Annotated in this window: 21 protein-coding genes; 13 read left to right on the forward strand and 8 right to left on the reverse strand. The window is 45.3% G+C overall.

The window, feature by feature from the left end:
* Positions 1-267 precede the first annotated feature (267 nt).
* From uppS to G395_RS0117645, 5 genes are all read left to right on the forward strand, one after another.
* On the forward strand, positions 268-1,020 hold the full coding sequence (gene uppS, locus G395_RS0117625) for an undecaprenyl pyrophosphate synthase (RefSeq protein ID WP_026631267.1): 753 nt from the start codon (positions 268-270) through the stop codon (positions 1,018-1,020).
* A gap of 4 nt (positions 1,021-1,024) precedes the next feature.
* Complete coding sequence (gene bamA / locus G395_RS0117630) at positions 1,025-3,625, forward strand: outer membrane protein assembly factor BamA (RefSeq protein WP_051350225.1); 2,601 nt, start codon at positions 1,025-1,027, stop codon at positions 3,623-3,625.
* 52 nt (positions 3,626-3,677) lie between these two features.
* Positions 3,678-4,304 carry an OmpH/Skp family outer membrane protein gene (locus G395_RS0117635; RefSeq protein WP_026631269.1) on the forward strand — a complete coding sequence of 209 codons (627 nt, stop codon included), beginning with the start codon at positions 3,678-3,680 and terminating at the stop codon, positions 4,302-4,304.
* A gap of 7 nt (positions 4,305-4,311) precedes the next feature.
* Entirely contained in the window at positions 4,312-4,986 is a 675-nt protein-coding gene (locus G395_RS0117640; protein WP_026631270.1) for an OmpH/Skp family outer membrane protein, read from the forward strand.
* A gap of 255 nt (positions 4,987-5,241) precedes the next feature.
* Positions 5,242-6,840 carry a hypothetical protein gene (locus G395_RS0117645; protein ID WP_026631271.1) on the forward strand — a complete coding sequence of 533 codons (1,599 nt, stop codon included), beginning with the start codon at positions 5,242-5,244 and terminating at the stop codon, positions 6,838-6,840.
* Positions 6,841-6,873: 33 nt separating this feature from the next.
* Here G395_RS0117645 and G395_RS0117650 read toward each other — a convergent pair whose 3' ends face one another.
* Positions 6,874-7,581, reverse strand: coding sequence for a lipoprotein signal peptidase (locus G395_RS0117650; protein ID WP_026631272.1), 708 nt, complete (start codon positions 7,579-7,581; stop codon positions 6,874-6,876).
* Between the two features lie 50 nt (positions 7,582-7,631).
* Positions 7,632-8,834, reverse strand: a complete 1,203-nt coding sequence (locus G395_RS0117655) for a proline dehydrogenase family protein (protein ID WP_026631273.1) — start codon at positions 8,832-8,834, stop codon at positions 7,632-7,634.
* Positions 8,835-9,022: 188 nt separating this feature from the next.
* On the opposite strand from G395_RS0117655, the gene G395_RS0117660 reads away from it, so the two are divergent.
* Complete coding sequence (locus G395_RS0117660) at positions 9,023-10,117, forward strand: chorismate mutase (RefSeq protein WP_026631274.1); 1,095 nt, start codon at positions 9,023-9,025, stop codon at positions 10,115-10,117.
* A 54-nt stretch (positions 10,118-10,171) separates the two neighbouring features.
* Here G395_RS0117660 and G395_RS0117665 read toward each other — a convergent pair whose 3' ends face one another.
* Together G395_RS0117665 and G395_RS0117670 are read right to left on the reverse strand one after the other, a co-directional pair.
* Positions 10,172-10,813: an SGNH/GDSL hydrolase family protein gene (locus G395_RS0117665; RefSeq protein WP_026631275.1), complete on the reverse strand. Its 642-nt coding sequence runs from the start codon at positions 10,811-10,813 to the stop codon at positions 10,172-10,174.
* Complete coding sequence (locus G395_RS0117670; RefSeq protein WP_026631276.1) at positions 10,810-11,397, reverse strand: thymidine kinase; 588 nt, start codon at positions 11,395-11,397, stop codon at positions 10,810-10,812. The genes G395_RS0117665 and G395_RS0117670 overlap by 4 nt, the downstream gene beginning before the upstream one ends.
* Positions 11,398-11,499: 102 nt before the next feature.
* Between G395_RS0117670 and G395_RS0117675 the strand changes: the two genes are divergently transcribed.
* A complete protein-coding gene (locus G395_RS0117675) occupies positions 11,500-12,612 on the forward strand; it encodes a DUF8457 domain-containing protein (RefSeq protein ID WP_026631277.1) in 1,113 nt (370 codons plus the stop codon).
* 4 nt (positions 12,613-12,616) lie between these two features.
* On the opposite strand, the gene G395_RS0117680 is transcribed toward G395_RS0117675, so the two are convergent.
* The gene (locus G395_RS0117680; RefSeq protein ID WP_026631278.1) at positions 12,617-13,459 is read right to left on the reverse strand and encodes a hydroxymethylglutaryl-CoA lyase; all 843 of its coding nucleotides are present in this window, start codon (positions 13,457-13,459) and stop codon (positions 12,617-12,619) included.
* A 95-nt stretch (positions 13,460-13,554) separates the two neighbouring features.
* A complete protein-coding gene (locus G395_RS0117685; RefSeq protein WP_026631279.1) occupies positions 13,555-14,616 on the reverse strand; it encodes an NAD-dependent epimerase/dehydratase family protein in 1,062 nt (353 codons plus the stop codon).
* A 244-nt stretch (positions 14,617-14,860) separates the two neighbouring features.
* On the opposite strand from G395_RS0117685, the gene G395_RS0117690 reads away from it, so the two are divergent.
* The 4 genes from G395_RS0117690 to G395_RS0117705 are packed head-to-tail and all read left to right on the forward strand — an operon-like array spanning position 14,861 to position 21,930.
* Positions 14,861-15,583 carry a hypothetical protein gene (locus tag G395_RS0117690; RefSeq protein WP_035361640.1) on the forward strand — a complete coding sequence of 241 codons (723 nt, stop codon included), beginning with the start codon at positions 14,861-14,863 and terminating at the stop codon, positions 15,581-15,583.
* Positions 15,580-18,351 (forward strand): TonB-dependent receptor, encoded by a 2,772-nt coding sequence (locus G395_RS0117695; protein WP_026631281.1) that lies wholly within the window; start codon positions 15,580-15,582, stop codon positions 18,349-18,351. The genes G395_RS0117690 and G395_RS0117695 overlap by 4 nt, the downstream gene beginning before the upstream one ends.
* Before the next feature lies 1 nt (position 18,352).
* Complete coding sequence (locus tag G395_RS0117700) at positions 18,353-19,504, forward strand: DUF4249 domain-containing protein (protein ID WP_229204206.1); 1,152 nt, start codon at positions 18,353-18,355, stop codon at positions 19,502-19,504.
* A gap of 23 nt (positions 19,505-19,527) precedes the next feature.
* The gene (locus G395_RS0117705; protein ID WP_026631283.1) at positions 19,528-21,930 is read left to right on the forward strand and encodes a hypothetical protein; all 2,403 of its coding nucleotides are present in this window, start codon (positions 19,528-19,530) and stop codon (positions 21,928-21,930) included.
* On the opposite strand, the gene G395_RS0117710 is transcribed toward G395_RS0117705, so the two are convergent.
* A complete protein-coding gene (locus tag G395_RS0117710) occupies positions 21,931-22,392 on the reverse strand; it encodes an Lrp/AsnC family transcriptional regulator (RefSeq protein WP_026631284.1) in 462 nt (153 codons plus the stop codon).
* A 171-nt stretch (positions 22,393-22,563) separates the two neighbouring features.
* Between G395_RS0117710 and G395_RS0117715 the strand changes: the two genes are divergently transcribed.
* Both G395_RS0117715 and kbl read left to right on the forward strand, forming a co-directional pair.
* A complete protein-coding gene (locus G395_RS0117715; RefSeq protein ID WP_026631285.1) occupies positions 22,564-23,517 on the forward strand; it encodes an NAD-dependent epimerase/dehydratase family protein in 954 nt (317 codons plus the stop codon).
* A 35-nt stretch (positions 23,518-23,552) separates the two neighbouring features.
* Positions 23,553-24,737, forward strand: a complete 1,185-nt coding sequence (gene kbl, locus G395_RS0117720; RefSeq protein WP_026631286.1) for a glycine C-acetyltransferase — start codon at positions 23,553-23,555, stop codon at positions 24,735-24,737.
* A gap of 149 nt (positions 24,738-24,886) precedes the next feature.
* Here kbl and G395_RS0117725 read toward each other — a convergent pair whose 3' ends face one another.
* A complete protein-coding gene (locus G395_RS0117725) occupies positions 24,887-25,693 on the reverse strand; it encodes a transglutaminase-like domain-containing protein (RefSeq protein ID WP_026631287.1) in 807 nt (268 codons plus the stop codon).
* Positions 25,694-25,739 lie beyond the last annotated feature (46 nt).

Here is a 25,739-nt window from a genome sequence, read left to right on the forward strand (position 1 = left end):
TTATTCCTAAATTGCGCCCTGATTTTAAATTCCATTACTATTTTTGAGGTTAATCAACTGTTCATCAGAACGTTTTTAGCAATTTGAGACGGAGCTAAGACTAATATTTTTTTAGTTTTCGACACAGAATGCTGCGTTCCTGCGTATCGTGATGTACAAAGTGATCCCTTTAAAAAAGCGGGAGATTTAAATTTTGATCTTAGTAGAAAAGATCCTCGCTGTAGTTCATTTTGTTTTTGTTAAAAAAGGTTAAAGGGGTCAGGAATAATGAAGGAGCTCATTGATACGGGCAATCTGCCAAAGCACATCGCCGTTATCATGGACGGTAACGGAAGATGGGCCCAAAACCAGGGAGCAGCGCGCATTTTCGGCCATCGCAACGCGATTAAGGCCGTTAGGGAAGTAACCGAAGGTTGTGCAGAACTGGGTGTCGGTTTTTTGACACTTTATGCATTTTCAACTGAAAACTGGGCTCGTCCCGAGTTTGAAGTGAGGGCTTTGATGGAATTACTGGTTCAGTCTATTGGAAACGAGCTGCCAACTATGCTCAAAAACAATGTAAAGCTGGACACGATCGGTGACACGGAAAGTCTGCCAAAAAGCTGCCGCAGAACATTGGCAGAAGCTGTTGAAGCCACAAAGGCAAATACAGGCCTTAACCTGATCCTGGCGCTGGGTTACAGCGGAAAATGGGACATTACCCAGGCTGCGAGGAAGATTGCGGAGGATGTGAAGAATGGTGTGATTGCACCGCAGGAGATCAACGAAGAAATGCTGGCCGCGAATCTGGCAACCCAAAACCGCCCGGAAGTGGACCTGATGCTGCGCACAGGCGGTGATCACAGGATCAGCAATTTTCTTTTATGGCAGCTTGCTTACGCCGAGCTGTATTTTTACGAGAACCTTTTCTGGCCGGATTTCAGGCGGGAACATTTATATGAAGCGATTGCCGCCTTTCAAAACAGAGAGCGTCGTTTTGGCAAAACTGGTGAACAAATCAAAGCGAATAGTGCTAAGTAATAATATGAACCTTGTGAAAAATTTGAATAGATCATTAGCACACCTCAAAAGTATTTTAGCATTGATCCTGCTTTGCTGGTGTTTTTCAGCAAATGCACAAAAGGTCGGGCTGGGAGCTGCGGGATCAAAGCCTGCTTCTGCCGCCGCCGGTTTGGGCATTGACCCGGCTAATCCAAAAGAATTTACAATTGCAGAAGTGACTGTTTCAGGAACCCAGTTCCTGGATCCTAATTCCATGGTTTCCATCTCAGGCTTGAAACCTGGCGATAAAATCCGCGTGCCGGGACCAGCAATTCCATCGTCGATCAGAAGAATGATGGATTTCGGGACATTGAATGATGTCGAGATCATGGCTACGAAAGTGGAAGGCGAAAAGATCTGGTTGAACATTCACATCAAAGAGCGTCCGAGACTTTACAAAGTTTCCTTCTCAGGCATCCGCAAAGGCGAGCGCGAAACATTGAATGATAAGGTGAAATTGATCAAAGGGCGTGTTATTACGCCAACCGTAATCAAGAACACCCAGCTTGTTATCAAGAAATATTACATGGATAAAGGGTTTTACAACACCAAGGTAAAGGTGTTGCAAATCCCGGATTCGACGCGTGGACAGGCTACGCTTAACTTTACCATTACAAAAGGTAAGAAGGTTAAGATCGAGGAAATTGACATTCAGGGAAATACGGCGGTGAGCGATAAAATCCTCAAACGCAAAATGAAAGGCACCAAGCAGAAAAGAATTGGCCGTCTTTTCAACCCATCCAAATACATTCCTAAAAAATACGACGAAGACAAGGAAAAACTCATCGCCTACTATCGTAAGAATGGTTACCGCGATGCAACGATTGAATTTGACTCCATAAAAAATGGTGATGAAACGATCAGCATTGTCATGAAGATTGACGAGGGAACCAAGTATTTCTATCGCGACATAACCTGGTCAGGAAATTACCTTTATACATCTGCTTATCTGGGTGAGCGTCTGGGTGTTAAGAAGGGCGACGTTTACAATCCCGAAGAACTAGACAAAAAGATCAATGGTATCCCCGGTGCCGACGTTAGCTCCATTTATATGGACGACGGTTACCTGTATTTCCGCATTGAGCCTACGGAAAAGGCAGTTGAAGGCGATTCTATCGACGTTGAATTAAGAATGTTTGAAGGAAAGCAGGCAACGATCAACCGCATTTTGCTGAATGGTAACACCAAAACCAGTGACCGGGTGGTGTTAAGGGAGCTTTTCACATTGCCCGGACAAAAATTCAGTAAAACAGAGATTATCAACACACAACGTCAATTATCCCAAATGGGCTATTTTGACCCTGAAAAAATCCAGATCAATCCGATCCCCAACCAGCAGGACGGAACGGTGGATATCGAATACACCGTAGAAGAAAAGCCGTCTGACCAGATCGAATTATCCGGTGGATGGGGTGGATACATTGGTTTTGTTGGAACGCTTGGTTTGGTATTCAATAACTTCTCACTGAAAAACATTCCTAACCGTGAAACCTGGCGGCCATTGCCTTCTGGTGACGGTCAAAAACTATCGTTGCGTTTCCAGGCGAACGGAAAGCAGTATCAAACCTACTCGCTGTCATTCAGTGAACCATGGCTTGGCGGCAAGAAACCGATCAACTTTGGTGTGTCCTTACAGCGCACAGTTTACCGGATGACAGATCCACGTTCTTTTTATAACAATTTGGGACAAGGTAACGGAGGTTTGAGCTACCGCGGTGGTTATTTCAATAATGGAATTACCTTATCACTTGGTCGTCGTCTTAAAGAACCGGATCGCAATCTTGTTATGACCCATTCGCTTGCTTATCAGCGATACAGACTGGACGATCTGGACATTTTCAGGATTGGATATAGCAATGGTGTATCAAACAATATTTCGTTCAACACAACGATATCCAGAAATACCCTGAGCGATTTCCAATTCCCAAGAAACGGAAGCAACATTTCCCTAAGCGGAACGTTCACGCCGCCTTATTCAGCATTTAGGAAGAAGACTTTCACAGACAAGACCGACACATATCGTTGGGTAGAATATCACAAATGGATGTTTGACGCCAGCTATTATGCAACCATCACAGGAAAGCTTGTATTGAGCGCTCGTACGCACATGGGTTTCCTTGGAGCCTATGGAGACAAAGTTGGTTACAGCCCATTCGGCCGCTTCATCGTGGGTGGATCGGGGCTGGCAGGTCAAGGTTCATTCTCACTTGCTGACCAGGACATTATCGGTTTGCGTGGTTACCAGGATCAGAAAGTCGGGCCTCAGAACGCGGACGGATTTCCTGCATCCGGAGGTGGAATTGTGTATAACAAATTTGTAATGGAGCTTCGTTACCCTGTTTCATTGAACCCGCAAGCAACCATCTTTATTTTAGGTTTCGCAGAAGGTGGAAACAACTGGGGCACGTATAAAGAGTTTAACCCATTTGACCTTAAGCGTTCAGCCGGGGTTGGTGCTCGTATATTTATGCCAGCATTCGGCCTTCTGGGAATTGACTGGGGTTATGGGTTTGATAAAATACAGGGAGACCCAAAACGAAGCGGACCACAATTCCATTTTACGATTGGTCAGCAGATCAGATAATATTTCTGATTGTAGTTTCGTTAAGAAGTTTGCAAATTATTAGCTCCCTGGCATGAAGAAGTTTTTTATTTTACTAGTTTTGTCAATTCTATGTGGATCAGCGTCCTGGGCGCAAAAGATAGGTTACACAGACATGGAATTCATCACAAGTAAAATGCCTGAGTACCAAATGGCACAAACGGAGATGAAGAAGTTCTCTGACAAGTGGGCCAAAGAGATCCAGGATAAATTTCTGGAAGTCGATCGCATGCAGCGTGCTTATATGGCTGAGGAGATCCTGCTCACCGAAGATCTGAAACGGAAAAGGCAGAGCGAGATTAAGGAAAAAGAACTCGAAGCCGGAGAGTACAATAGTAAGATCTTTGGCATGGAAGGGCTTCTTTTTCAGAAGAAGAAAGAATTGATGAAGCCTGTCCTTGAAAAAGTGCAGCGAGCAGTTACCAAGGTTTGCAGCCAGCGCCGGCTCGATTTTATGTTTGATAAGTCCAGCGATGTAGGCATGCTTTATACAAATCCCAAGCACGATTACTCGGATTATGTGATGGAGGAGCTTGGTATCAATCCAAAAGCAACAAAAGCGGCTGCGGAAGAGAAAGTAGGAAAGGCAGAGCAGCCGCCTGTACAGGCCCCGACACAAAACTCACCAAAACAAAAAAGTACAAACAGTAAACTTAAGTAACAAAGCAATGAAACAAAAATTGATAGCTTTTTTGGTCGTAATGACCATTATTACAACCCCTCTGTTAGCACAAACGACTCCTGCAAGCGGACTTACTAAAATCGGTTATACCAATGTTGATTATATAATTGGCAAGTTACCAGAAAGTAAAGTAATGCAGAACCAGCTTGAAGTTACAAAGGCTCAGTTGGATAAAGCATTAGGAGAAACATACAAGGAAGCACAGGAGAAGTATGAAGCCTATCAGAAAAATGGCGCTAACATGACTGATGTCATTCGTGCAGATAAAGAAAAAGAATTGCAAAACCTGCAAACAAGAATTCAGGAAATGCAAAACAATGCTCAGACGTCGTTACAGACTAAGCAGCAGCAATTGCTTGAACCGATCTTGACGAAGGTTAACAACGCGATCCAGGAAGTTGGAAAAGAAAGCGGATTCCTTTACATCCTGAACATGGATGCAGGCGCTGGAACAACACCGATCATTTTGTTTGCAGCTTCTGAAGACAACAATGCAACCAATCTTATCCTAAGAAAATTGGGTGTGGATCCTGACAAAATCGAAGCAGCAGCTCCTGCGGCAGCGAAGCCGGGAACAGCTGCACCAGTAGCAGCACCTGCAAAAACAGGCGCAGCAGCACCAGCTACAACGCCTGCGGCTACAACGCCAAAGAAAAAATAGTAGCAGCTTCATTGAACTTAAAATACCGGAGGGTAGTCTTTAAAATGGCTCCCTCCGGTATTTGTATTTAACAAGGCCGACGTTTTTACACTGCACTATATTTGAAATGTCCAAAATCACTCTGATTAGCCGGACTTCCGTTTTCAAATATCAATTTAAAAATTATTCAAAACGCTTTTCTATATAGTATTTGCTAGTTTTGCGTTAGACTCAAAGGGTTTCTCGACACATGGAATTAATTATATTTTGGAAGTTATGATTACAAAGCATATTCATAAAATACTGATACTTCTGACGGCCGTTTTCTTATTCTCAAAGGCGCAGGGGCAGGATAATATGAAGAGTTCTGCAACAGGCCCCTTGCAGATTGTTTTCCCGAATGAATCCGAATGGAATGTGCTGAGTGAAGGGAAGGAGATCAATTTCCATCTTCAGACCAAAGGTGGAAAAAGCGATTCCGTGCGATATAGCATTTCTACCGGTTATCTTAAAGAAATGAAGTTTGACTCACTCGGTCATTTCGTGTGGACGCCGGGTTACGACATTGCCGACCGGATCAATACATCAAAATCCTTTCCGGTGGTGTTTGAAGCACAGAGCACATCCGGTGAAAGTGCTTCCCGAGAAGTGGTTTTTAAAGTACTGCACGTGAACCGCCCCCCGCAAGTTGACGAATTAAAGCCTTTCTACATTCAATACAGAACTCAGAATACCTATCAGATCGATATGAACTCTGTCCGTGATCCGGATGGTGATCCCGTCGTGTTTGTCCCCATTCTGGAAGAAATGCCTGAGGGAATGAAGCTTTCGGCAGCAGGTGAAATCGTCTGGGAGCCTTCGACCAAGCAGTTTAACATCTTGAAGGAATCTCCTAAATACGTTGAGTTTTACGTAGAAGATCAGCCGTCCAAGGAGCGGACAAAAGGCAGGTTGCGATTGAACATTACGCAAATGGACCTGGCACCTGACTTTACGATTGTGCCACAGGTTTCCACGATCAGGAGCGCAGAAAACAACCGCATTAACCTGCGTTTCGCATTGTCCGATCCAAACGGAGAAGACGATATTTCCACATTTGCATTCATTTCCGAGAATAAGAATGTTCCAAAAGAAGCTTTGGTAAAAAATGCGCCTACCAGTTATGAGTTCATATGGGAGCCAGGATATGATTTTGTAAAAGATCCGTTTGATACCCTTTCCTTCAACATCATTTTTTACGTGATGGACAAGGCGCAGAACAAAAAGGAGAAGACAATCCGGTTTGTGATCAAAAACACTGTGGATGAAAGTCTTCGTGACGCGTATGTGTACGGCTTATACAAGGGCGCACTCGTGAATGCATGGGGGCTTCTGGAGCAAATGCAGGAGAAAGAAATTTACCTGAAAAAAGCATATTCCAAAGCGAAGCGCGGGAAGAGGAGCAGATCCTTGCTAAATGCTTCGCTAGGAGCAACGACCGGGCTAGCGCCACAGTTTACAGACGATAATGGAAAAGCCAGGGGTTACATTACAACCATTGGCGGTACGACAGTTGCGACGGTTGGAACATTGGAAGCAACCGAGGTGATAGGTAAATCCACAAACGGACTGTTAGATCGTTTTAATTACGTATTGCAAAAGAAAAATGAGCTGCAAAATAAGGGAGATGTTTTTGCCCGTGAGTATGCTCAGAAATCTGCGCGAAGAACACCTGATTTTATCCGTAAACTCGACGAATTCAAAGCGCTTATGAACCTTAGTGGTTTGGTAGCATTGGAACTGGATGCGAATTGGGAAAGCAAGAAGGAAGCGACAGATGCTGCACTAAAAAAGTCCTTTAAGGATTTCGTGCCACTAACCAAAGATGAGAATTAAAACCAAGATCATATCAAACGAAAAAAGAGAGCCTTAGCTCTCTTTTTTCGTTTCGTCATCTTCCAGTTTAACAGGAGTGGAAGGAATGTCTGCGGGCTCATCCGTTGCGCTTACTGACGTTTCAACGGGCGTTTCATCCTCATCTTTATGATCTGAATGATCCGAGTGAAAGCTTCCCTGGAATATCAGAATGCTGCATACGCCGATGAAAATGCATGAATCGGCAATGTTGAAGATCGGTGTAGAGTAATATTGGCCTCCCCAAACTGGAATCCATTCCGGAATAAAGCCTTCCCAGAAATCAACAAAAATCATGTCTATAACCTGGCCATGAAACCATGGAGTAGGAGAGCCGTAAGGCGCATTTTTAAGCAAAACGCCATAAAATGTGCTGTCAATTACATTGCCGACAGCGCCGGCAAGAATCATAGACAATGCCCAAAGCAATCCCTTTGAAGCGCCTGAACGGGCAAGATGGATCAAATACCAGCCGATGGCACACATGGCCACAAGGCGGAACAATGTCAGGAAAAGCTTGCCATATTCATGCCCCAGTTGCATTCCGAACGCCATCCCCGGATTGAGCACATAATGTAGTTTCAGCCAATTGCCAATCAGAGGGATCTGGCCAGAGAATCCAGGTTCCATATATTTGTAAACCAGGAACTTAGAGAGCTGATCCAGCACGATAAGCAGCAAACTGAGAACTAAATATGGCGTTGGATTTCGGGATTGATTCATTCGTTTTTCAAACAATTGACAATTTCAAGAATGCGAAAGTAATAAGTTACTTATAAAGAACCGATTCCCCTCCGTTTCAATTCACTTTTAACCAGCAGATACTCCCTGCTGCTTTGGCCCGCAATGGAGGTGTTTTCCTCCGCACGACGGATCAGGTAAGGCAAAACAGCGTCAATCGGGCCGTAAGGAACATACTTGGCAACATTATATCCGGCCTTCGACAAGTTAAAGGAAATGTTATCGCTCATGCCCAGCAATTGTGCAAACCAGATCCGGTCATCGTTCCGGCTGATGCCCTGTTTTTTCATCTTGGCAGCGCAGTATTGCGAGCTGTATTCATTATGTGTGCCCAGGCAGATTGAAATGTGTTCAATGTGATCCAGGCTGAAATCGATGGCTGCGTTGTAGTCCGTGTCCGTTGCTTCTTTTGAAACGTGGATAGGATTAAAATATTCGTTTTCTCTCGCTCTGAGCCGCTCTTTTTCCATATATGCACCCCTAACCAGCTTTCCGCCAAGGAAATAGCCTTTCTGCCGTGCGGCGAGATAAGCACTCTTCAATCCTTCCAGCGTATCATGCCTGTAAAGTTGGTATGTGTTGTAAACGATGGCTTTTTCGCGGTTGAATTTTTGCATCATTCGGTAGGTCAGATCGTCGATGATGCCCTGAATCCAGCTTTCTTCCGCATCCACAAAAATGCGGACGTTCTTATCATGTGCATGGCGGCATAATGTCTCCACACGCTCCTGAATGCGGGCATATGCGACCTCTTCCTCGTTCGTAAGCTCCTCATTACGCTGTATTTTTTCCAGCAGATCTGCGGAAGCAACACCGGTAACCTTAAACACAGAAAAAGGGATCGTTTCCGATGAAGCCGCTTTGTCGATCGTTTTCAGTATTTCATTCGTTGTAGCATCGAAGCTTGCTTCGTCGTCTTCGCCTTCCACCGAGTAATCCAGGATGGTGCCAATGCCCGACCGGCCGAGTAACGAAATGGTTGGGTCGCAGTCCCTAATCGTCTCACCGCCACAGAATTGTTCAAAAATGGTAAGACGGATAACATTTTTTATCGGTAAGTGAAGTTTTAGTGCGAGCTTTATAAAAAAAGTGCCTAAATTTACCACTCGAGCCTGATTCATGAGGCTGAATAACCAGTAAGTTTTCCGTAACTGAGCGTCTGATTTTGATGCAAATGCGACGGAAGTATCTTCAAAAAATACAGGTATTTCGTCTTTTGGAGAAGGATATGCCATTTTTTAATTATACGTTTTTCCTAAGTGAAAGTTTAGTGTTTTTACTTAAAATCACTGGAAGAAAGTAGTACGCATTAAGAAGTTGATTGACTTTTGTTATATCAAATGTACGTCAATCCCAGAAATACGCATAACACCGGATCAAAATATTACAATTATCATTTTTTATTAAGGACAAGTTTTTGAATATGAATGCTTCTTTAGATATCCTTCCGTTAAGCAGTTGGATCAATACCGAAGGTAAGCCTTTGGTAATCGCCGGACCTTGCAGCGCAGAGACCGAGGAACAAATGTTAGAAACCGCAATCCAAATCAAAGAGGAAGGATTTGCGCACGTAATCCGTGCGGGAATTTGGAAACCGAGGACTCGTCCAGGAAGTTTTGAAGGCATGGGAGAAGCTGCTTTACCCTGGTTACAGGAAGTAAAGAAACAAACCGGAATGCCTGTTGCTGTTGAAGTTGCAAATCCTCAGCACATTGAATTAGCATTGAAATATGGTGTGGATATACTTTGGATCGGTGCGCGTACAACCGTGAACCCATTCAATGTTCAGGAACTTGCCGATGCATTGAAAGGTATTGATGTCCCTGTTTTGGTAAAAAACCCTGTAAACCCTGACCTGCAATTGTGGATCGGTGCTTTGGAGCGTTTGAACCAGGCTGGCGTGAGAAAATTAGGTGCTATTCACCGCGGATTCTCTAATGCACAGGAAACGAAGTTCCGCAACTCTCCAATGTGGAACATTGCTATCGAATTGAAAACACTTTTCCCTGAATTGCCTGTTATCGGTGATCCAAGCCACATGGCCGGAAAACGTGCTTACTTATATGAATTGGCACAGCGTGCGCTTGATTTGAACTACGAAGGTCTGATCATCGAGTCACACCGCGAGCCGGACAAAGCATGGTCTGATGCTGCTCAGCAGTTGACACCAGCTGCCCTTGGTCAAATGTTGCACGACCTGCACGTTCGTAAAGAATCTTACGGAAGCGATTACCAATCTCAGTTGGAGATCATTCGTAGCAAAATTGACAACCTCGACCGTGAAATGCTTGAAACATTGGCAAACCGCATGGCTTTGGTTGAGAAATTGGCTGAATACAAACGCGATAACAACGTTGCCGCTTACCAGGTGGACCGTTTCCGTGAAGTTTTGGAAACACGCGCAGGATGGGGTAAAAGCATGAATTTGTATCCAAACCTTGTTGACGAGCTTTTCAAACTTGTTCACATGGAATCTATCCGCAAGCAGACTGAGGTGATGAACCAGGTGAATGTTTAGGATTTAATATAGTATAGCAAAACGGCTGCTTCGGAAGAGGCAGCCGTTTTTGTTTTAAATCCCTTTTTTAACCAAAACCTTTTTGATCTCCCTCGCCCAGATCTCGTAAGCTTTTTCATTCAAATGCGTTTTGTCTACGGCATATTCCGCTTTCAAACCCGTCGAGTCGGAGATAAATCTGTTCAGGTCAATGTAATCCACGTCGTGCTGGCTGCAATAGTTAATCAGGAAGGCATTCAATGTGTCGACTTCCTTTTTGCTTATGGGATCATCTTGCTCGTAGACGGTCAGCGTGACTACGGGGATGATGTTATTTTCTATTATTTTATCTAAAATAGCCTTATAAAAACCCTGCATTTTCTCTTGCGATACGCCGACTGTAATGTCATTGATGCCGCCTTTGACAAAACAGATCTTCGGATGCAGGTTAATGACGTGTGAAGGGAGCAATTGCAGGAAGTGGTAAGTGCTCATGCCGGGAAGTCCGTTGTTCAGGACATCCGTCCGGTCCAGTAACGCGGTCCATTTTCCCTGCGCTGTGATCGAATTTCCGTACATGACAATGGTCGGGTTTCCTTTCATGGCGACAAATCTTTGCATAATCTTATCACGATAAATGTATGAGAAGACGCAAATTGAAATGATCAGAAACACATTGAGCGCAAGTGATGCGACAAGCCAGTTCCCGGTTTTCATACTTGTTCACCCAGGTTAAAGCAGCGGCGGCATCGTGCTTCGTAGAGATCGGTTTCACCTAATAAAACGCGCTCATTGGATGGAGAAAGCCGGTAGGAATGGGAGGCGACTTCCCCGCAGACCATGCATATGGCATGAACTTTCGTGACATACTCAGCGACGGCCATCAGTTGCGGCATGCATCCAAAGGGTTTTCCCATATAATCCATATCCAGCCCCGCCACGATCACCCGCTTGCCGGAGTCCGCCAGTAAGGTGCATACTTCGACGATTTTCTCATCAAAAAATTGAGCTTCATCCAGGCCGACCACCTCACAGTTTTCGGCTCGGTCCAGGATTTCAAGCGATATTTGGACTGGAATAGAGCGGATTGAATTGTCATTATGAGAAACAATGTTCTCCTCGTGATAGCGTTTATCCAACGCAGGCTTGAAAATTTGTATCCGTTGCCGGGCTATTTTGGCGCGGTTCAGTCTGCGGATCAATTCCTCCGTTTTTCCGGAAAACATTGATCCACAGATCACTTCGATCCAGCCGGTTCTCGGACTCTCGTTTTCTTTCCTATGCGATGGTTCTATGAACATGTTTGACGAGATACGGGGCTGCCGAACAGGCAAATTTCTTTATCTTTACAAATCAAGCACATTTTTTTTTAAACACGACGTTATCAAAAGCTCTTATTCGTTATGCCGGATAATTTGAATTTAATTGCACTCAACCAATACGCTGCCAGGTTCACCACAACGATCTTAAATGAGATGTACCGGGACCAGGATACGATCTCAGGAGCCGGATTACTGAAACTCACGCCCGTAAGACAAGTAAACCTGGGAATTTTGAACCGGTTATTTGACGCCTGGAGAAGTAATGCAGAACAGTTTCGCAGCCCCTATTTTGATTTTACCAATGAAGAGGTAAAAAAGGCACTGGAAGATTTTATGAACACGGCTTCGCAACACATTGCTGTGAAACGCGCCGATCTGGAACCTATATTATCAGACTCTGTGAAGGATGCGCTGAGGTTATTATTGGCTCCGGAAAGTTATTTCGAGGATAAAATCAGGGAAAAGCAGGACGCGGAATTTACGCATGAAAAGGCAGAGCATCTTGTTAAATATACCCACATTCACCGTGGACTCGCAGAGGCGATGTTGGCCCGCCTGACAGACAGCGGCTCAAATTCGGTTTATCAGACGCAGGCCGTTAGCTGGTTATATGAATTAAAAGGCAATCCGGACCTGATCGACAATTTGGACCCTTATTTACTGCAATTCTCCGATGTTTTCCCGCTTAATTTGTCAGATCTGAGAATTTCTGAAAGTGGTAGAAATACATCAACCAGCGGCAGAAATGAATCCAGATCATTCTTCGATTCAGCATTCAATGAGCTGGACGCACCTGCTAAGCCCGCGCCACCACGCGCAGAACCTGCTTCGGCGGTTATTGGTGAGATTATTGCGAAAACAAATTCTACCGAAAAAGACAGCCTTAACAGCCGCTACAAAGTAGAGCTCCCAAAACATGACGACGACAAGTCATACGGAAGCGTTCCGGTAAGAGTGGAGAGCATTGCGGGTTCTATTCCTTTGGGACAGCGCTTCATGTTTGTTAATCAGCTTTTTGATAAAAACAGCGAGCATTTCGACAAAGCCATTTATGAACTGGATATGGTGAAAAGTTTTGAGGAAGCACAAAACCTGATCTGGCATCGTTATGCTTCCAAATATGCCTGGGATGTGAATGGAGAGGCGGTTACAGCGCTGTTAGCGATTGTAAAACGTAAATTTTCAGGTCAATAGACATTTATACCAATTGAAGGAACTGCTCACGAGCGTTTTGCAAAGCCTGCAAATCCAGATTGAGCAGTTCTTTTTTTTCTTTCGCAAATTCCACCAGATTTTCGGTCGGCATATTTCCTACGAGCTCGTCCTGCGCCATGGGACAACCGCCGTAACCCAGCATTGCGCCATCAAAACGCCGGCAACCTGCCTCATATGCTGCTGCAACTTTCTCCCTCCATTGACCAGGTGTTGTATGAAAATGCGCCCCGAATTCCAGATCATGCCGGAGTGCCAGCATTTGTGAAAATACATTCCTGATGTCGGCTTCCCGCGCTAGACCTACAGTATCGGCCAGTGAAAATGTACGAATGCCATATTGGGCCAGCTTTTCAATGTTCTCAAACACAATTTCAGCATTCCAGGCGTCTCCATAGGGATTTCCAAAACCCATTGAAATATAAATAACAAGCGCTTTACCATTGTCTCCGGCCAAAGCTGCAATGCGCTTCGCTCTTTCCAGCGATTCCGCAATCGTGGAATTGGTATTTCGGATCTGAAAAGTTTCGGAAATAGAAAAGGGAAAACCAATGTCGGTGATCTGAGGAAACTGGCATGCATCGATGGCGCCGCGCTCGTTAGCAACAATGGCAAGCAACCTGGTAGTGGAGCCAGCTGTATTCAGCTTGCTTATTAATTCCGCAGTGTCGCTCACCTGAGGCATGGCCTTGGGAGAAACGAAACTCCCAAAGTCAATGGTATCAAACCCAACCCGCAGCAGCTGATTAATGTAATGCGCCTTTTTCTCAGTAGGAATCAAGCGATGAACCCCCTGCCAGGCATCACGCGGACATTCGATGATTTTCAAGGTTCAATGAGTTAATGAGTGAATGAGTGAATGACTGAATGAGTGAATAAATGAACCATTGAAATTCACTCATTCACTCATTCAAAATTCACTCATTATTTCAATATCGGCGCCAAATCTTTCTCATTTTCAGCCAGCCACGCTGCAATGTCTTCGACGATCTGGCGGATGCCGATTTCAGGTTTCCAGCCTGTAAGTGCTGTTACTTTCGTGTTATCCGTTACGTAAAGCCGGATGTCGGCGGTGCGGTTTTCAGGTACTACTTTAATAGGGATCGTTTTGCCGGTAACTTCCTGGCAAACTTTCGTTAATTCCTGCAGGGATGCACTGCTTTCCAGTCCGCCGCCTGCATTCAGGATTTCACCATTTACTTTATCAAGGTTGTGCAATTGCCAGTCGATCAGGCAGTAAAGGTCTGCCACGTGCAACATATCACGGATTTGCTTGCCAGTTCCACCGTAGCCGAAGTAACCCAGTTGTTGTTCAAAATAATGTTTTGCAATCCAAAGCACCATCACGCCCTGATCCACTTTGCCCATCTGCCACGGACCTGTGATCACGCCGCAGCGGTTAATAACCGTTTTGAGATTATAAAACTCGTTGTATTCCTGGATAATGAGCTCAGAAGCCAGTTTGGTAGTTCCATATAAAGAGCGCGCACCATTCAATGGGAAATCTTCCGCAATCCCTTTGGAAGAAACACCGGCAACAGGCTGGTTGTCCGACAATGCAAAACGCGTAGGCTCTTCTACAAAGTTTAATGTTTCAATGGTTTTGATCGGATAAACCCGGCTCGTGGAAAGGAAAATAAAGCCAGCTTTATGCTTCAATGCATAATTAAGGCAGTTGATGGTTCCAACCAGGTTCGTATTAATCAGGTAATCAGGTGTGCCGTCCAGGCCAGCCAGAACCGAAGGTTCAGCAGAAGCTTCGATCACCACGTCAACAGCCGGGATGGAGTCAAAATCTTCTTTATTTCTGATGTCGCCATGCACGAATTCAACGCCCTGTGCTTTCAGTCGGCTCAAATTGAGCTCGGAACCCCTGCGTTTAAGGTTATCCAATGCATAAACCTGGTAATCAGGATAATTAACTTTCAGGGATATGGCTAATGCGGAACCTACGAAACCGGCTCCTCCGGTAATTAAAATTTTCATAAAGCGATTTTATGTGTAAGCAAAAAGTGTGGAAGTAAACTGTTTTCAAAGTTAGGAGATTCCATAAGAACGGATAAATTTGCCAGGAATATTTATATTTAAAACTTGTTATGTATAACATCGAAATCTAATTAATTTGAATAAATTTGGAATGTAGTAACTTATGTTCACATCCTTTTCAGCATACTCCACTGCAACAATTCGTTAGCTCTACTTCGTACTAAGCATAACAAACCGGGCATACATGCGTATTTGTACTTTTACTATTTTTCTTCTTTGTTGTCTCGCATTCCAGTCATTCGGGCAAAACAGTGGCGTAGCCGAGGCCAAAGAAACCGCATATCCGATCGCCATGTACAAGGAGGCGACCAGCCAGTCTCAGAACCTTTACAACGGCCGGCAATATTACGTTTACGACAACCGGTCGGAGGAACATCAGTTTTTTGAGTTCAGGAAATGGCATAACGGCGTGATCATGTACGATGGCCAGCGCTTTGACAGCATTCCCATGCTTTACGACATCTTTAAAGATGAGCTCATAATCAAACATTTCAACGGCGATCACATCCTTTTGCAATCCGAAAAGGTCGACTATTTCAAAGTAGACAACCACAATTTTGTGCGATATGAGGCCGGTAAGGACATTAATGAGCAAATGCGCACCGGGTTTTATGATGTTTTATACGAAGGCAAATCTCGTACAATTGTCCGCCGGGTAAAACAGCGCCAGGAAAAGATCGTGGATAAAATGGTGATCGCATTATATCCCCGGAAAAATAACTTCTTCATCAGGAAAGGCGACCGTTACTATGGCGTCAGTTCCAAAAAATCAGCGCTAAATCTGTTTCCTGAATACAAAAGGGAGTTGCGTAAAGTGCTTAAAGATCAAAGAATTAAGTTCCGAAAGAATAGGGAAACTGCCATCGTCACCATTGTCGACACTTACGACAAACTAGCCAAACAATGAAAATACTTTTACCCTTAATGATCTTATTGAGTGTCGGGTTGTTTTCCAGAGATGCTTACGCACAGTCGGCACAGGAAAAGAAAATCACCATGCGCCTGGATTCAGCGCGCTTCAATGACTTCGTAAAACAGGTCGAAAGCCAAACGGGCTACTATTTTTACTACGACGCCTCCAAATTCGACAGCCTGACGCTGGATCTGAACGTTAAAGATCTCGCGATCCGCGAAGTGCTCGACCAGGTTTTTAAGGGCTCGGAATTTGAATATTCCATTGATGCGCAAAAACGCATTTACATTACCCAGGGCCAGCGGATCATTACACAACTCACGCCCGGGCTTTTTGAACCCGATCTGGCGGGTGACAACGCAACTATCGCTTATTCCGGTCCGGAAAACGACCTGAAAGAACGCCTGCTTTCCACCGCTGAAAGCAAATTACACGAAATAGGCATCAAAAAACACCGCATAACTCCCGGAACCTCAACCATAACCGGCTACGTGCGGAATGCTGTTACCGGCGAGCCGGTGATCGGTGCGGCGGTATTCATCACATCACCTTCCATTGGCGTTACTACGGATGCATTGGGATTGTACGCGCTTACCATCCCGCGTGGAAAGCAGATTGTACACATTAAGAGCACCGGAATGCGCGAAACGCAACGCCAGGTCATGCTGTATTCCGATGGAAAGCTGGACGTGGAAATGCGTGAAAGTGTGATCGCGTTGAAGGAAGTTTCGGTGAAGGCGGGGATGGATAAGAATGTAGTAGGCACACAAATGGGAACGGTTAAGCTGACCATTAAAAACCTGAAACAAGTGCCAACCGTGTTCGGAGAAACGGATCTGCTGCGTACAGTGCTGACATTGCCGGGTATCAAGTCAGTGGGTGAAAACAGCACAGGACTGAATGTTCGCGGTGGTTCAACGGACCAGAATCTGATCCAGTATAATGATGCCGTTATCTATAATCCGTCCCACCTTTTCGGGTTTTTCTCAGCATTCAACCCGGATGTTTTAAAAGACGTGGAGCTTTATAAAAGCACGATTCCGGCTAAGTTCGGCGGGAGGCTGGCTTCGGTTCTGGACATTAGCAGCCGGGATGGGAACAAGAAAAAGTTTGTGGCATCCGGCGGAATCGGCTTGGTAACGGGTCGCCTGACGTTGGAAGGGCCATTGGTTAAAGACAAAACATCATTCTTGCTGGGCGGCCGTTCAACTTATTCCAGCTGGCTGATCAAGAGGTTGGATAATGAGAATTATAACAAGAGCTCGGCTTCTTTTTACGATGTAAACCTGCATATAAGCCACGAAATCAATGAAAAGAATAGCTTATTTCTCACCGGATACATTAGCGATGACCGGTTCAGGCTGTATGGCGACACGCTTTACTCGTATCAGAACCAGCTGGGATCATTGAAATGGAAACATACATTTAATGACAGGTTATACAGTGTTTTCACTGCTGCCCACACCAAGTATCAGTATGCAATGGGCGCTGCGGGTCTGCCGCTTAATTCTTTTGATCTCAAATTTGACATTAATCAATCCAACTTCAAAGCCGATCTGAGCTATGTCCTGCATCCGAAGCATACATTGGATTTTGGACTGAGCACCATTTACTACAAGCTGCATCCCGGCTCATTCCAGCCAAAAGGCCCTGAATCCCTGATTGTTCCGGATGAGCTGGAACCTGAGCAGGGCACCGAAAGCGCCATTTACATTGAAGATAAATTTGAGGTTAATCCAAGGCTTTCGATCACTGCCGGGATCCGTTATTCATTTTATCAATATTTGGGGCCAAGAAGTGTAAACACTTATGTGCCAGGCCTTCCGATCGAATATATTTATCAGAATGGTGTAAAGGAATATGGCGCGGGCAAGAAAATTAAGTCCTATGGCGGCCCGGAATATCGTGCTTCGGTGCGTTACAGTGTCTTTGACAATCTATCGCTTAAAGTGAGTTACAATACATTGCGCCAGTATATCCACTTGCTAACCAACACCATGACGGTGTCGCCAACGGACATCTGGAAGCTCAGCGATAATTATGTAAAGCCGCAAATCGGCGATCAGATCTCGGTGGGGTTATATCGGAATTTCAGGGGGAATAAGATCGAGGTTTCACTGGAAGGTTATTACAAAAACATTCAAAACTTCCTGGATTACAAAGGCGGTGACTCGCTGATCATGAACCACAACATAGAAGCCGCCGTCCTGAACACGAAAGCCAAAGCTTACGGGGTGGAATTTATGATCAAGAAAATGACCGGTAAGCTAAATGGCTGGCTGGGCTACACCTATGCCCGAACATTGCTGCGGGCCATTGACCGCGATTCCCCCGACGCGCCTAATGATGGCAATTTCTATCCAAGTAACTATGATAAGCCACACGATTTTACATTGATTTCCAATTACAGATTTTCGCACCGGGTAAGCTTTTCATTCAATTTTACATACAGCACAGGAAGGCCGTACACGCCACCGATCGGGAAATATCTGATCGATGGCTCTCAGCGCGTTTATTATGCAGACAGAAACCAGTTCAGGATCCCGGATTATTATCGCACAGACGTTTCGCTGAACCTGGAAGGCAATCACAGGATTAAAAAGCTGGCACATAGTTCCTGGACGCTGGCCGTATACAATGTACTCGGGCGCAAAAACCCGACTTCCGTTTATTTCCAGACCGTAGGCGGCAAGGTAAGCGGTTACCAACTTTCTATTTTTGGACAACCTATCCCGACCATCACTTATAATTTCAGATTCTAACATGGTCACACGGAAATGGTTTTCTGTTAAAAAAATGCATTGGGGTTACCAGGCGACGGTTTTCCTGGCATTGACCTTGGTTGTATACGGCTGTATCGAGCCTTTTTCGCCGCCGGAAGTGACCAATACGGAAAGCTTTCTGGTGGTGGATGGATTTCTGAATGTAGGAAGTGATACCAGCAAGATCACCTTGCGGTTGACACAGAATACAAATGAGGACATGCGGCCCATCGTGGAAAGCGGCGCGCGGATTTCGGCGGAAGCGGAAAGTGGTGAAAAGTATGATTTTGAAGAAAAGGGAGAGGGAGTTTATTTTCTGCCGCCTGTGAATTTCAATATGACCACCAAATATCGCCTGCGCATTCGCCGGTCGAACGGCAAAGAATATTTATCCGATTATGTGGTTGTGACGCAAACACCTCCTATTGACAGTTTGACCTACAAGCTGGATTTGAGAAGAAATGCAATGATTATTTACGTGAACACGCACGATCCTGCAAATAACACGCGATTTTATCGGTGGAAATTTGAAGAGACTTTTGAATACCGGAGCGCCTATTATTCCGGGTTAATGCGTGATCCTGAAACAGGTGCCATTGTTAACCGGCCCGACGACATTAATACTTGCTGGAACACATTAGAGTCCAGGGATATCAAATTGGGATCTACCATTAAGCTGAACCAGGATATTATTAAAGATCTTCCAATCAATATCATTGATATTCCCACAAATAAGCTGCTTATCAAGTACAGCATTCTTGTCAAACAATATGCATTGTCTCAGCAAGCATTTGAATACTGGACAGATCTGGCGAAGACCACGCAGGGAACGGGAAGTCTTTTTGATCCGCAACCTTCCCAGGTGACGGGTAACATCAAGAATACAAGTGATCCTAAGGAGCTGGTTTTCGGATATTTCAGTGTGGTCAACGAACAAAAACAACGTATTTTTCTATCGCCCGCGCTCGGCAGTTATCCTACCTGCATCGCTCCCGACACGCTCACGCCGAAAGACGCCGCAACTTCCTATGGTGTGCTGTTGAACTCTTTTATTGATGCCGCGGGAAGAACATTCTATTTGAGCTCCTCCGAAGAATGTGCCGATTGCAGGGTGCAAGGAGGGGTAACCAGGCGACCATATTTTTGGAAATGATATTTCAATGATCATATAATTTTATGAAAAGGACTTTATTCTACTGCTGTATATTGCTCTGCGCCGCTTTTTCCGCAAAGGCGCAGGACGATGCCATGGTCAAATCAATCCAGCAGCGGTTTGGCTTATATACAGAAAGGGCGTTGCAGGAAAAAATGTATGTTCACCTCGATCGCCCTTTGTATCTCATCGGGGAGACGATCTGGTTTAAGGCTTATAATTTAAATGCATCCTCACATCGGTTTCTGGATGTAAGCAAAGTGGCTTATCTGGAAGTGCTTGATGCGGAAAACAATGCTTTGATCCAAACCAAATTCTCACTCGCGGACGGCAAAGGGAACGGCTCCGTCCTGATCCCGTCTACAATTCCAAGTGGGAAATACAAGGTGCGTTGCTATACCAATTGGATGAAAAATTACGGCCCCGAATATTTCTTTGAAACTTCAATCTCCGTCGTGAATCCATTTGTCCGCTTCGACCCGGACAGGCTGGCCAAGGAAGCCGAGAAATATGACGTACAGTTTTTCCCCGAAGGCGGATATCTGGTCCAGGGAATTGAAAGCAAAGTCGCATTCAGGGCAATTGGAAAAGAGGGTACTGGCATCAGCTTCACAGGTGACATTGTCAACAGCCAGAACGAAAGCATTACCAAGTTTCAGCCTGAAAAGAATGGGATTGGGTTTTTTACATTAAAACCTGAATCAGGCGTTACTTACAATGCAGTAATAAAAGATAGTAAGGGACAGCAATTCACTTTCCCACTGCCCAAAGCGGAGGAAAGGGGATATGTTATGCAGCTGAAAGATTCTACCATGAACCTGCTGAAAGTCACTGTAACGGCAACGGTTGTAAGTGATGAGCCCGTGCCGGTTTATCTCATGAGCCACACGCGGCAGCTTAATGCAACCGCGGACAGGAAATATCTGAAAAATAACAAGGCAGTTTTTGTTCTGGACAAATCCAAATTAGGAGAAGGGATTTCGCACATTACGATCTTCAATGAAAAACTGAAACCACTTTGTGAAAGGTTATATTTCAAAAGACCCGCGAAAGAGCTGGCCATTGAAGCAACGATTAAAAATGCCTTTGTAACAAGGGAAAAAGTGAATATGGACATTTCGGCGGCCGTCGGTTCGGCCAGTGCATCGGAACTCGCCAATGTCTCTGTCGCTATTTATTTGGCAGATTCTATTGTTAGCCAGCCGCAATCGGACATTACCAGCCATTTGTGGCTTTCTTCAGACTTAAAAGGCAGTGTCGAATCTCCCGAATATTATTTTTCAAACAACAATACCGATACAGACAGGCAGCTGGACAACTTAATGCTCACGCACGGCTGGCGCCGGTTTAAATGGGAAAATGTGTTCGTAGGCCAGGCCGTTCCGTTCGAATTCCTGCCGGAGTTTGATGGGCATTTGATCCAGGGCAGGGTTATCAACAAAATTGACAGCACACCCGCCAAAGGCATTGACACATATCTCGCAGCGCTCGACTTTCCGGCGCGGTTATATGTTGCCCAAAGTGATCAGAAAGGCAATGTTATGTATGAAGTCAGGAAATTCACCGGGCCAAAAGAAATTACATTACAGACCAATCTGAACATGGATTCTACGCATCGTATCGAGATAGCTAGTCCATTTTTCAAACAATTCGCCACCAGGCCGCTGGCGCCGTTCGTTTTTAGCAAAACCTGGGAAAACCAGCTGCTTACCCGGGCCATTAACATGCAGACTGCCAATGTGTTCCTGCCGCCGGTGGTAGTTGAACAAAAAGCAACATTAGCCGATTCTGTTGCGTTTTTTGGCGTGCCGGACGAAAAGTATTTCCTCGATGATTTCACCCGTTTTCCTACTATGGAGGAGGTTTTGAGAGAATATGTGCGTGGTGTGCTTGTTAGAAAGAGACAAAAGGAATTCCATTTCCGCATGGTGGATAAGCTGCTTCCGAACACATTTTACACCACCGATCCGCTGGTGTTGCTGGACGGCATTCCGATCTTCGACACAGACAAGATCATGGAAATGGATCCTTTGAAGATCAAAAAAATAGAAGTTTTGAACTCCCGTTACTTCCTTGGGCCGATGACCTTTACCGGAATTGCCAGCTTTTCGACTTATCGCAATGATCTGGCGGGCTTTGAGCTGGATCCCAAAGTGACGGTTATGCCTTATGAAGGCGTGCAGGTGCAACGCGAATTTTATTCGCCCCGGTACGACAAAGGCAATGCCGACAGCCGCATCCCGGATTTCAGGAACCTACTACATTGGGCACCCAACATTACCACTGACGCTTCCGGAAAGGCAAAACTGGATTTCTACACTTCCGATCAAACGGGACGTTACCAGGTTGTAATCCAGGGCATCACGCCTTCCGGAGTTTCAGGAAGTAAAACGCTTTCTTTCAGTGTGGGCAAAAGCAGCCTTTGATCAGATGTAAAATTCTGATGTATGCTTGATTTCTTTGAGTACAAATGTGCTGTTAAGCACGCCGATGTTGTCGATTTTGGAAAGTTTGTATTTGACGAAGTCGTGGTAATCGTCCAGGCTGGCGACATTGATTTTTAACAAAAAGTCAACTTGTCCGGCCATATGATAACATTCCTGGACCTCCTGCAAATTCTGGATTTCCTGCTCGAATTTTTCAATAAAAGCCTCATTATGGTAACGCATTGAAACCTGACAGATCGTCGTTACCTGCCGGTTAATCAGCTTCTTGTCCAGGATCGCCACGTAATGTTTGATATATCCCAGGCTTTCCAATCTTCTTATCCTTTCATAGATCGGCGAGACCGTCAGATTTAGCATTGTAGCAATTTCTTTGGTCGTCTTTTTCGCGTCTTTTTGCAAGATGCGCAGGATCTTGGTATCAATTTTGTCCAACTGTTCCATGGTGCAAGAATATTTACTGTGAGTCGAAAGCTTAGTGAAGTTTAAAAGTAATATTTTCTTTGGATCTATGATAGTGCAGGAACGTTTCCTGTCAATCGGGTTAAATATTGAGTTTATTATTCGAATTCGGGAAATTGCAAGTGATTAATGCTTTATCAAAACAGGCTTGTCATGAGATCAGAATGCATATTAGTGATCGGTGCGAACGGACAAATTGGTTCGGTGCTGGTAGAATATTTAAGAGAGATTTACGGAGTTGAAAAAGTAGTTGCATCAGACATCAGGTTGCCGGATCGCCAAACCGGATTTTTTGAAAAATTGGATGCAACCGACGGCAATGCTTTGGCTGCATTGGTAAAAAAATACAAGGTTACCCAGATTTATCACCTGGCTGCAATCCTGTCTGCGAAGGGTGAGCAGGAGCCATTGAAAACGTGGCATATCAACATGCAAACTTATTTTAACGTGCTGGAAGTAGCCCGGGAAAATAATGTTGCAAAGGTTTTTTACCCCAGTTCTATTGCGGTTTTTGGAGATAATGTGGATACGAAGGCAGAGCAATGGTCTTATCTGGATCCAGCGACGGTATACGGGATTAGCAAAGCAGCCGGTGAAAACTGGTCGAACTATTATTTTAAAAGATATGGCATGGATATCCGGTCGCTGAGATATCCGGGCATCATCGGTTATCAGTCAATGCCGGGTGGCGGTACGACGGATTATGCCGTTGATATTTACCACAAGGCCGTTCAGGGAGAGGCATTTGAATGTTTCCTGGAAGCCGGAACAACACTTCCGATGATCTACATCAGCGATGCAATGGACGCAACCGTGCGTTTAATGGAAGCACCTAAGGATAAAATCACGGTACGAACGAGTTACAATCTCGCTGGAATCAGTTTTTCCCCGGAAGAAGTAGCAGCAAGCATTGGCAAGATTATCCCTGATTTTAAAATTTCCTACAAGCCTGATTTCCGCCAGAAAATTGCCGAATCATGGCCTGCGCAAATTGATGATTCCCAAGCCAGAAAAGATTGGGGATGGCGCCCGGCTTACAATTTGGATAAAATGACGGAGGAAATGATTTTTGAATTGAAAAAAAAATATCAATCCGTTAAAAGCTGAAAAGCGATTACATATCAACATTTAAAATCAGATTTATGAACGCTAGCATTCAGGAAGAACTGCATCAGGAGCTGGAAGCCATTAAGGCAGCCGGTTTATATAAAAAAGAAAGAGTTATCACCACGCCGCAGGCCGCTCAGATCGCAACCGACGGAAAGGATGTGCTTAATTTTTGCGCAAACAATTACCTGGGGCTTTCTTCTCACCCTGAGGTGATTAAGGCCGGCATAGAAGCCATTAACACACACGGCTTTGGTATGTCTTCTGTTCGTTTTATTTGCGGAACGCAGGACATTCATAAAGAATTGGAAAGCAAAACTGCGGCTTTTTTAGGCATGGAAGACTGCATTCTCTACGCAGCAGCATTCGACGCCAACGGCGGCGTTTTTGAACCATTACTAAACGAAAAAGACGCTGTAATCTCCGACGAACTGAATCACGCTTCCTTAATTGACGGCATCAGGCTGTGTAAAGCGAAACGTTTCCGCTACAAGCACAATGACATGGCCGATTTGGAACAGCAACTCAAAGACGCAGCCGGAAGCCGCCGTATCCTGATCGTAACCGACGGCGTATTCTCCATGGACGGGACTATCGCACAGCTCGACAAGATCTGCGACCTGGCCGAGGCAAACGACGCCATGGTCATGATCGATGAATGTCACGCATCGGGTTTTATGGGTAAAACGGGCCGCGGCTCGCACGAATTCCGCAATGTTATGGGCCGGATTGATATCATTACCGGCACTTACGGAAAGGCGTTGGGCGGTGCTTCGGGTGGTTTTACAGCTGCTAAAAAGGAAATCGTTGAGATTCTGCGCCAGCGTTCAAGGCCTTATTTATTCTCCAATACACTTGCACCCTCCATCGTAGGCGCATCCATCAAAGTGCTGGATCTGCTTTCTTCATCAACGGCACTGCGCGATAAGCTGGAAAAAAACACAGCCTATTTCCGCAAAGCCATGACAGAGGCCGGTTTCGATATCTTACCAGGGGAACACCCTATCGTACCAATCATGCTCTACGACGCAAAGCTCGCGCAGGAATTTGCGTCAAAATTATTAGAAGAAGGCATTTACGTGATCGGCTTCTTCTACCCGGTAGTGCCGCAAGGCAAAGCCCGCATTCGCGTACAAATTTCCGCCGGACACGAGCAGGAACATCTGGAAAAGGCTGTGGCGGCGTTTACGAAGGTAGGGAAAGGGTTGGGGGTTATTTAAAGACTAATCATTCCACCTGTCACGCTAAGCACTTCCCCTGTCAGCCTGAGCGGAGTCGAAGGCACGCTACTAGCAAGTAGCGCGCCTTCGGCTCCGCTCAGGCTGACAGGGGGATGTAAGACAAAGCCGGCACCCAGCTTGTCCAAGCCTCAATTCCCCGGCTCCGGCTCTAAAAGCTCTGCTTCAACATGCAGCGATTGCAATGTAGCATTGCCATACTGCGTTACCATCGCTACATCGGCAGCGTCGCGGCCGTGGGCGATTTCTATTCTGTATCCATCGGTTTTTTCCTGTACTGCGTCGAATGTATACCATTGTCCACCAATATATACGTCAAACCAGGCGTGCAAGTCCATTACTTTAAGCCTGTCCAGATAGCCAACGGTCATTCTGGCCGGGATGCACAGGTTACGGCACAAGGCGATGGCCAGGTGGGTGAAATCACGGCATACGCCTATACGATTGCGCGCCACATCCAGTGCTGTCGTGCTGGAATCTGTTACGCCGTACTGATATTTTACATTCTGGTGAATCCAGGTCCGGATCGCTTCAACTTGCTCATAACCAGGTGCCAGATTGCCTGCGATGTTCATCACAAGCATATTGATTTCGTGCAGGTCCGACTCGCAATAACGGCTTGGCAGGATATAATGCATGACTTCATCAGGCAAATCGCCAACCAGCATGAATGTCGGCGGCGGATTTGGAATGGACTTCGTTACGCTCACCTGTGCCTGAACTTCGGTGGTAATGGTCACCCTGCCCACCGGCAGGATTGTACGCTGGCACGGATTGCCGTATATATCGGTGTATTCTGAAAAAGGAACGGACGGCTCAATGTTGAAACCTTCCTGAATGATAGACTGGCCTTCTTGTCTGCGGGGGCGTAACATGGTCGTTACGGTTGTGGGCGCATACACGTCATACGTGAATATGCTTCTTCCCTTCATTTTCATGTATGAGTCGATTTAATATATTTGGTAAATGTTATGACAACGAGTG

It is taken from the genome of Dyadobacter alkalitolerans DSM 23607 (assembly GCF_000428845.1).
Lineage (GTDB): Bacteria > Bacteroidota > Bacteroidia > Cytophagales > Spirosomataceae > Dyadobacter > Dyadobacter alkalitolerans.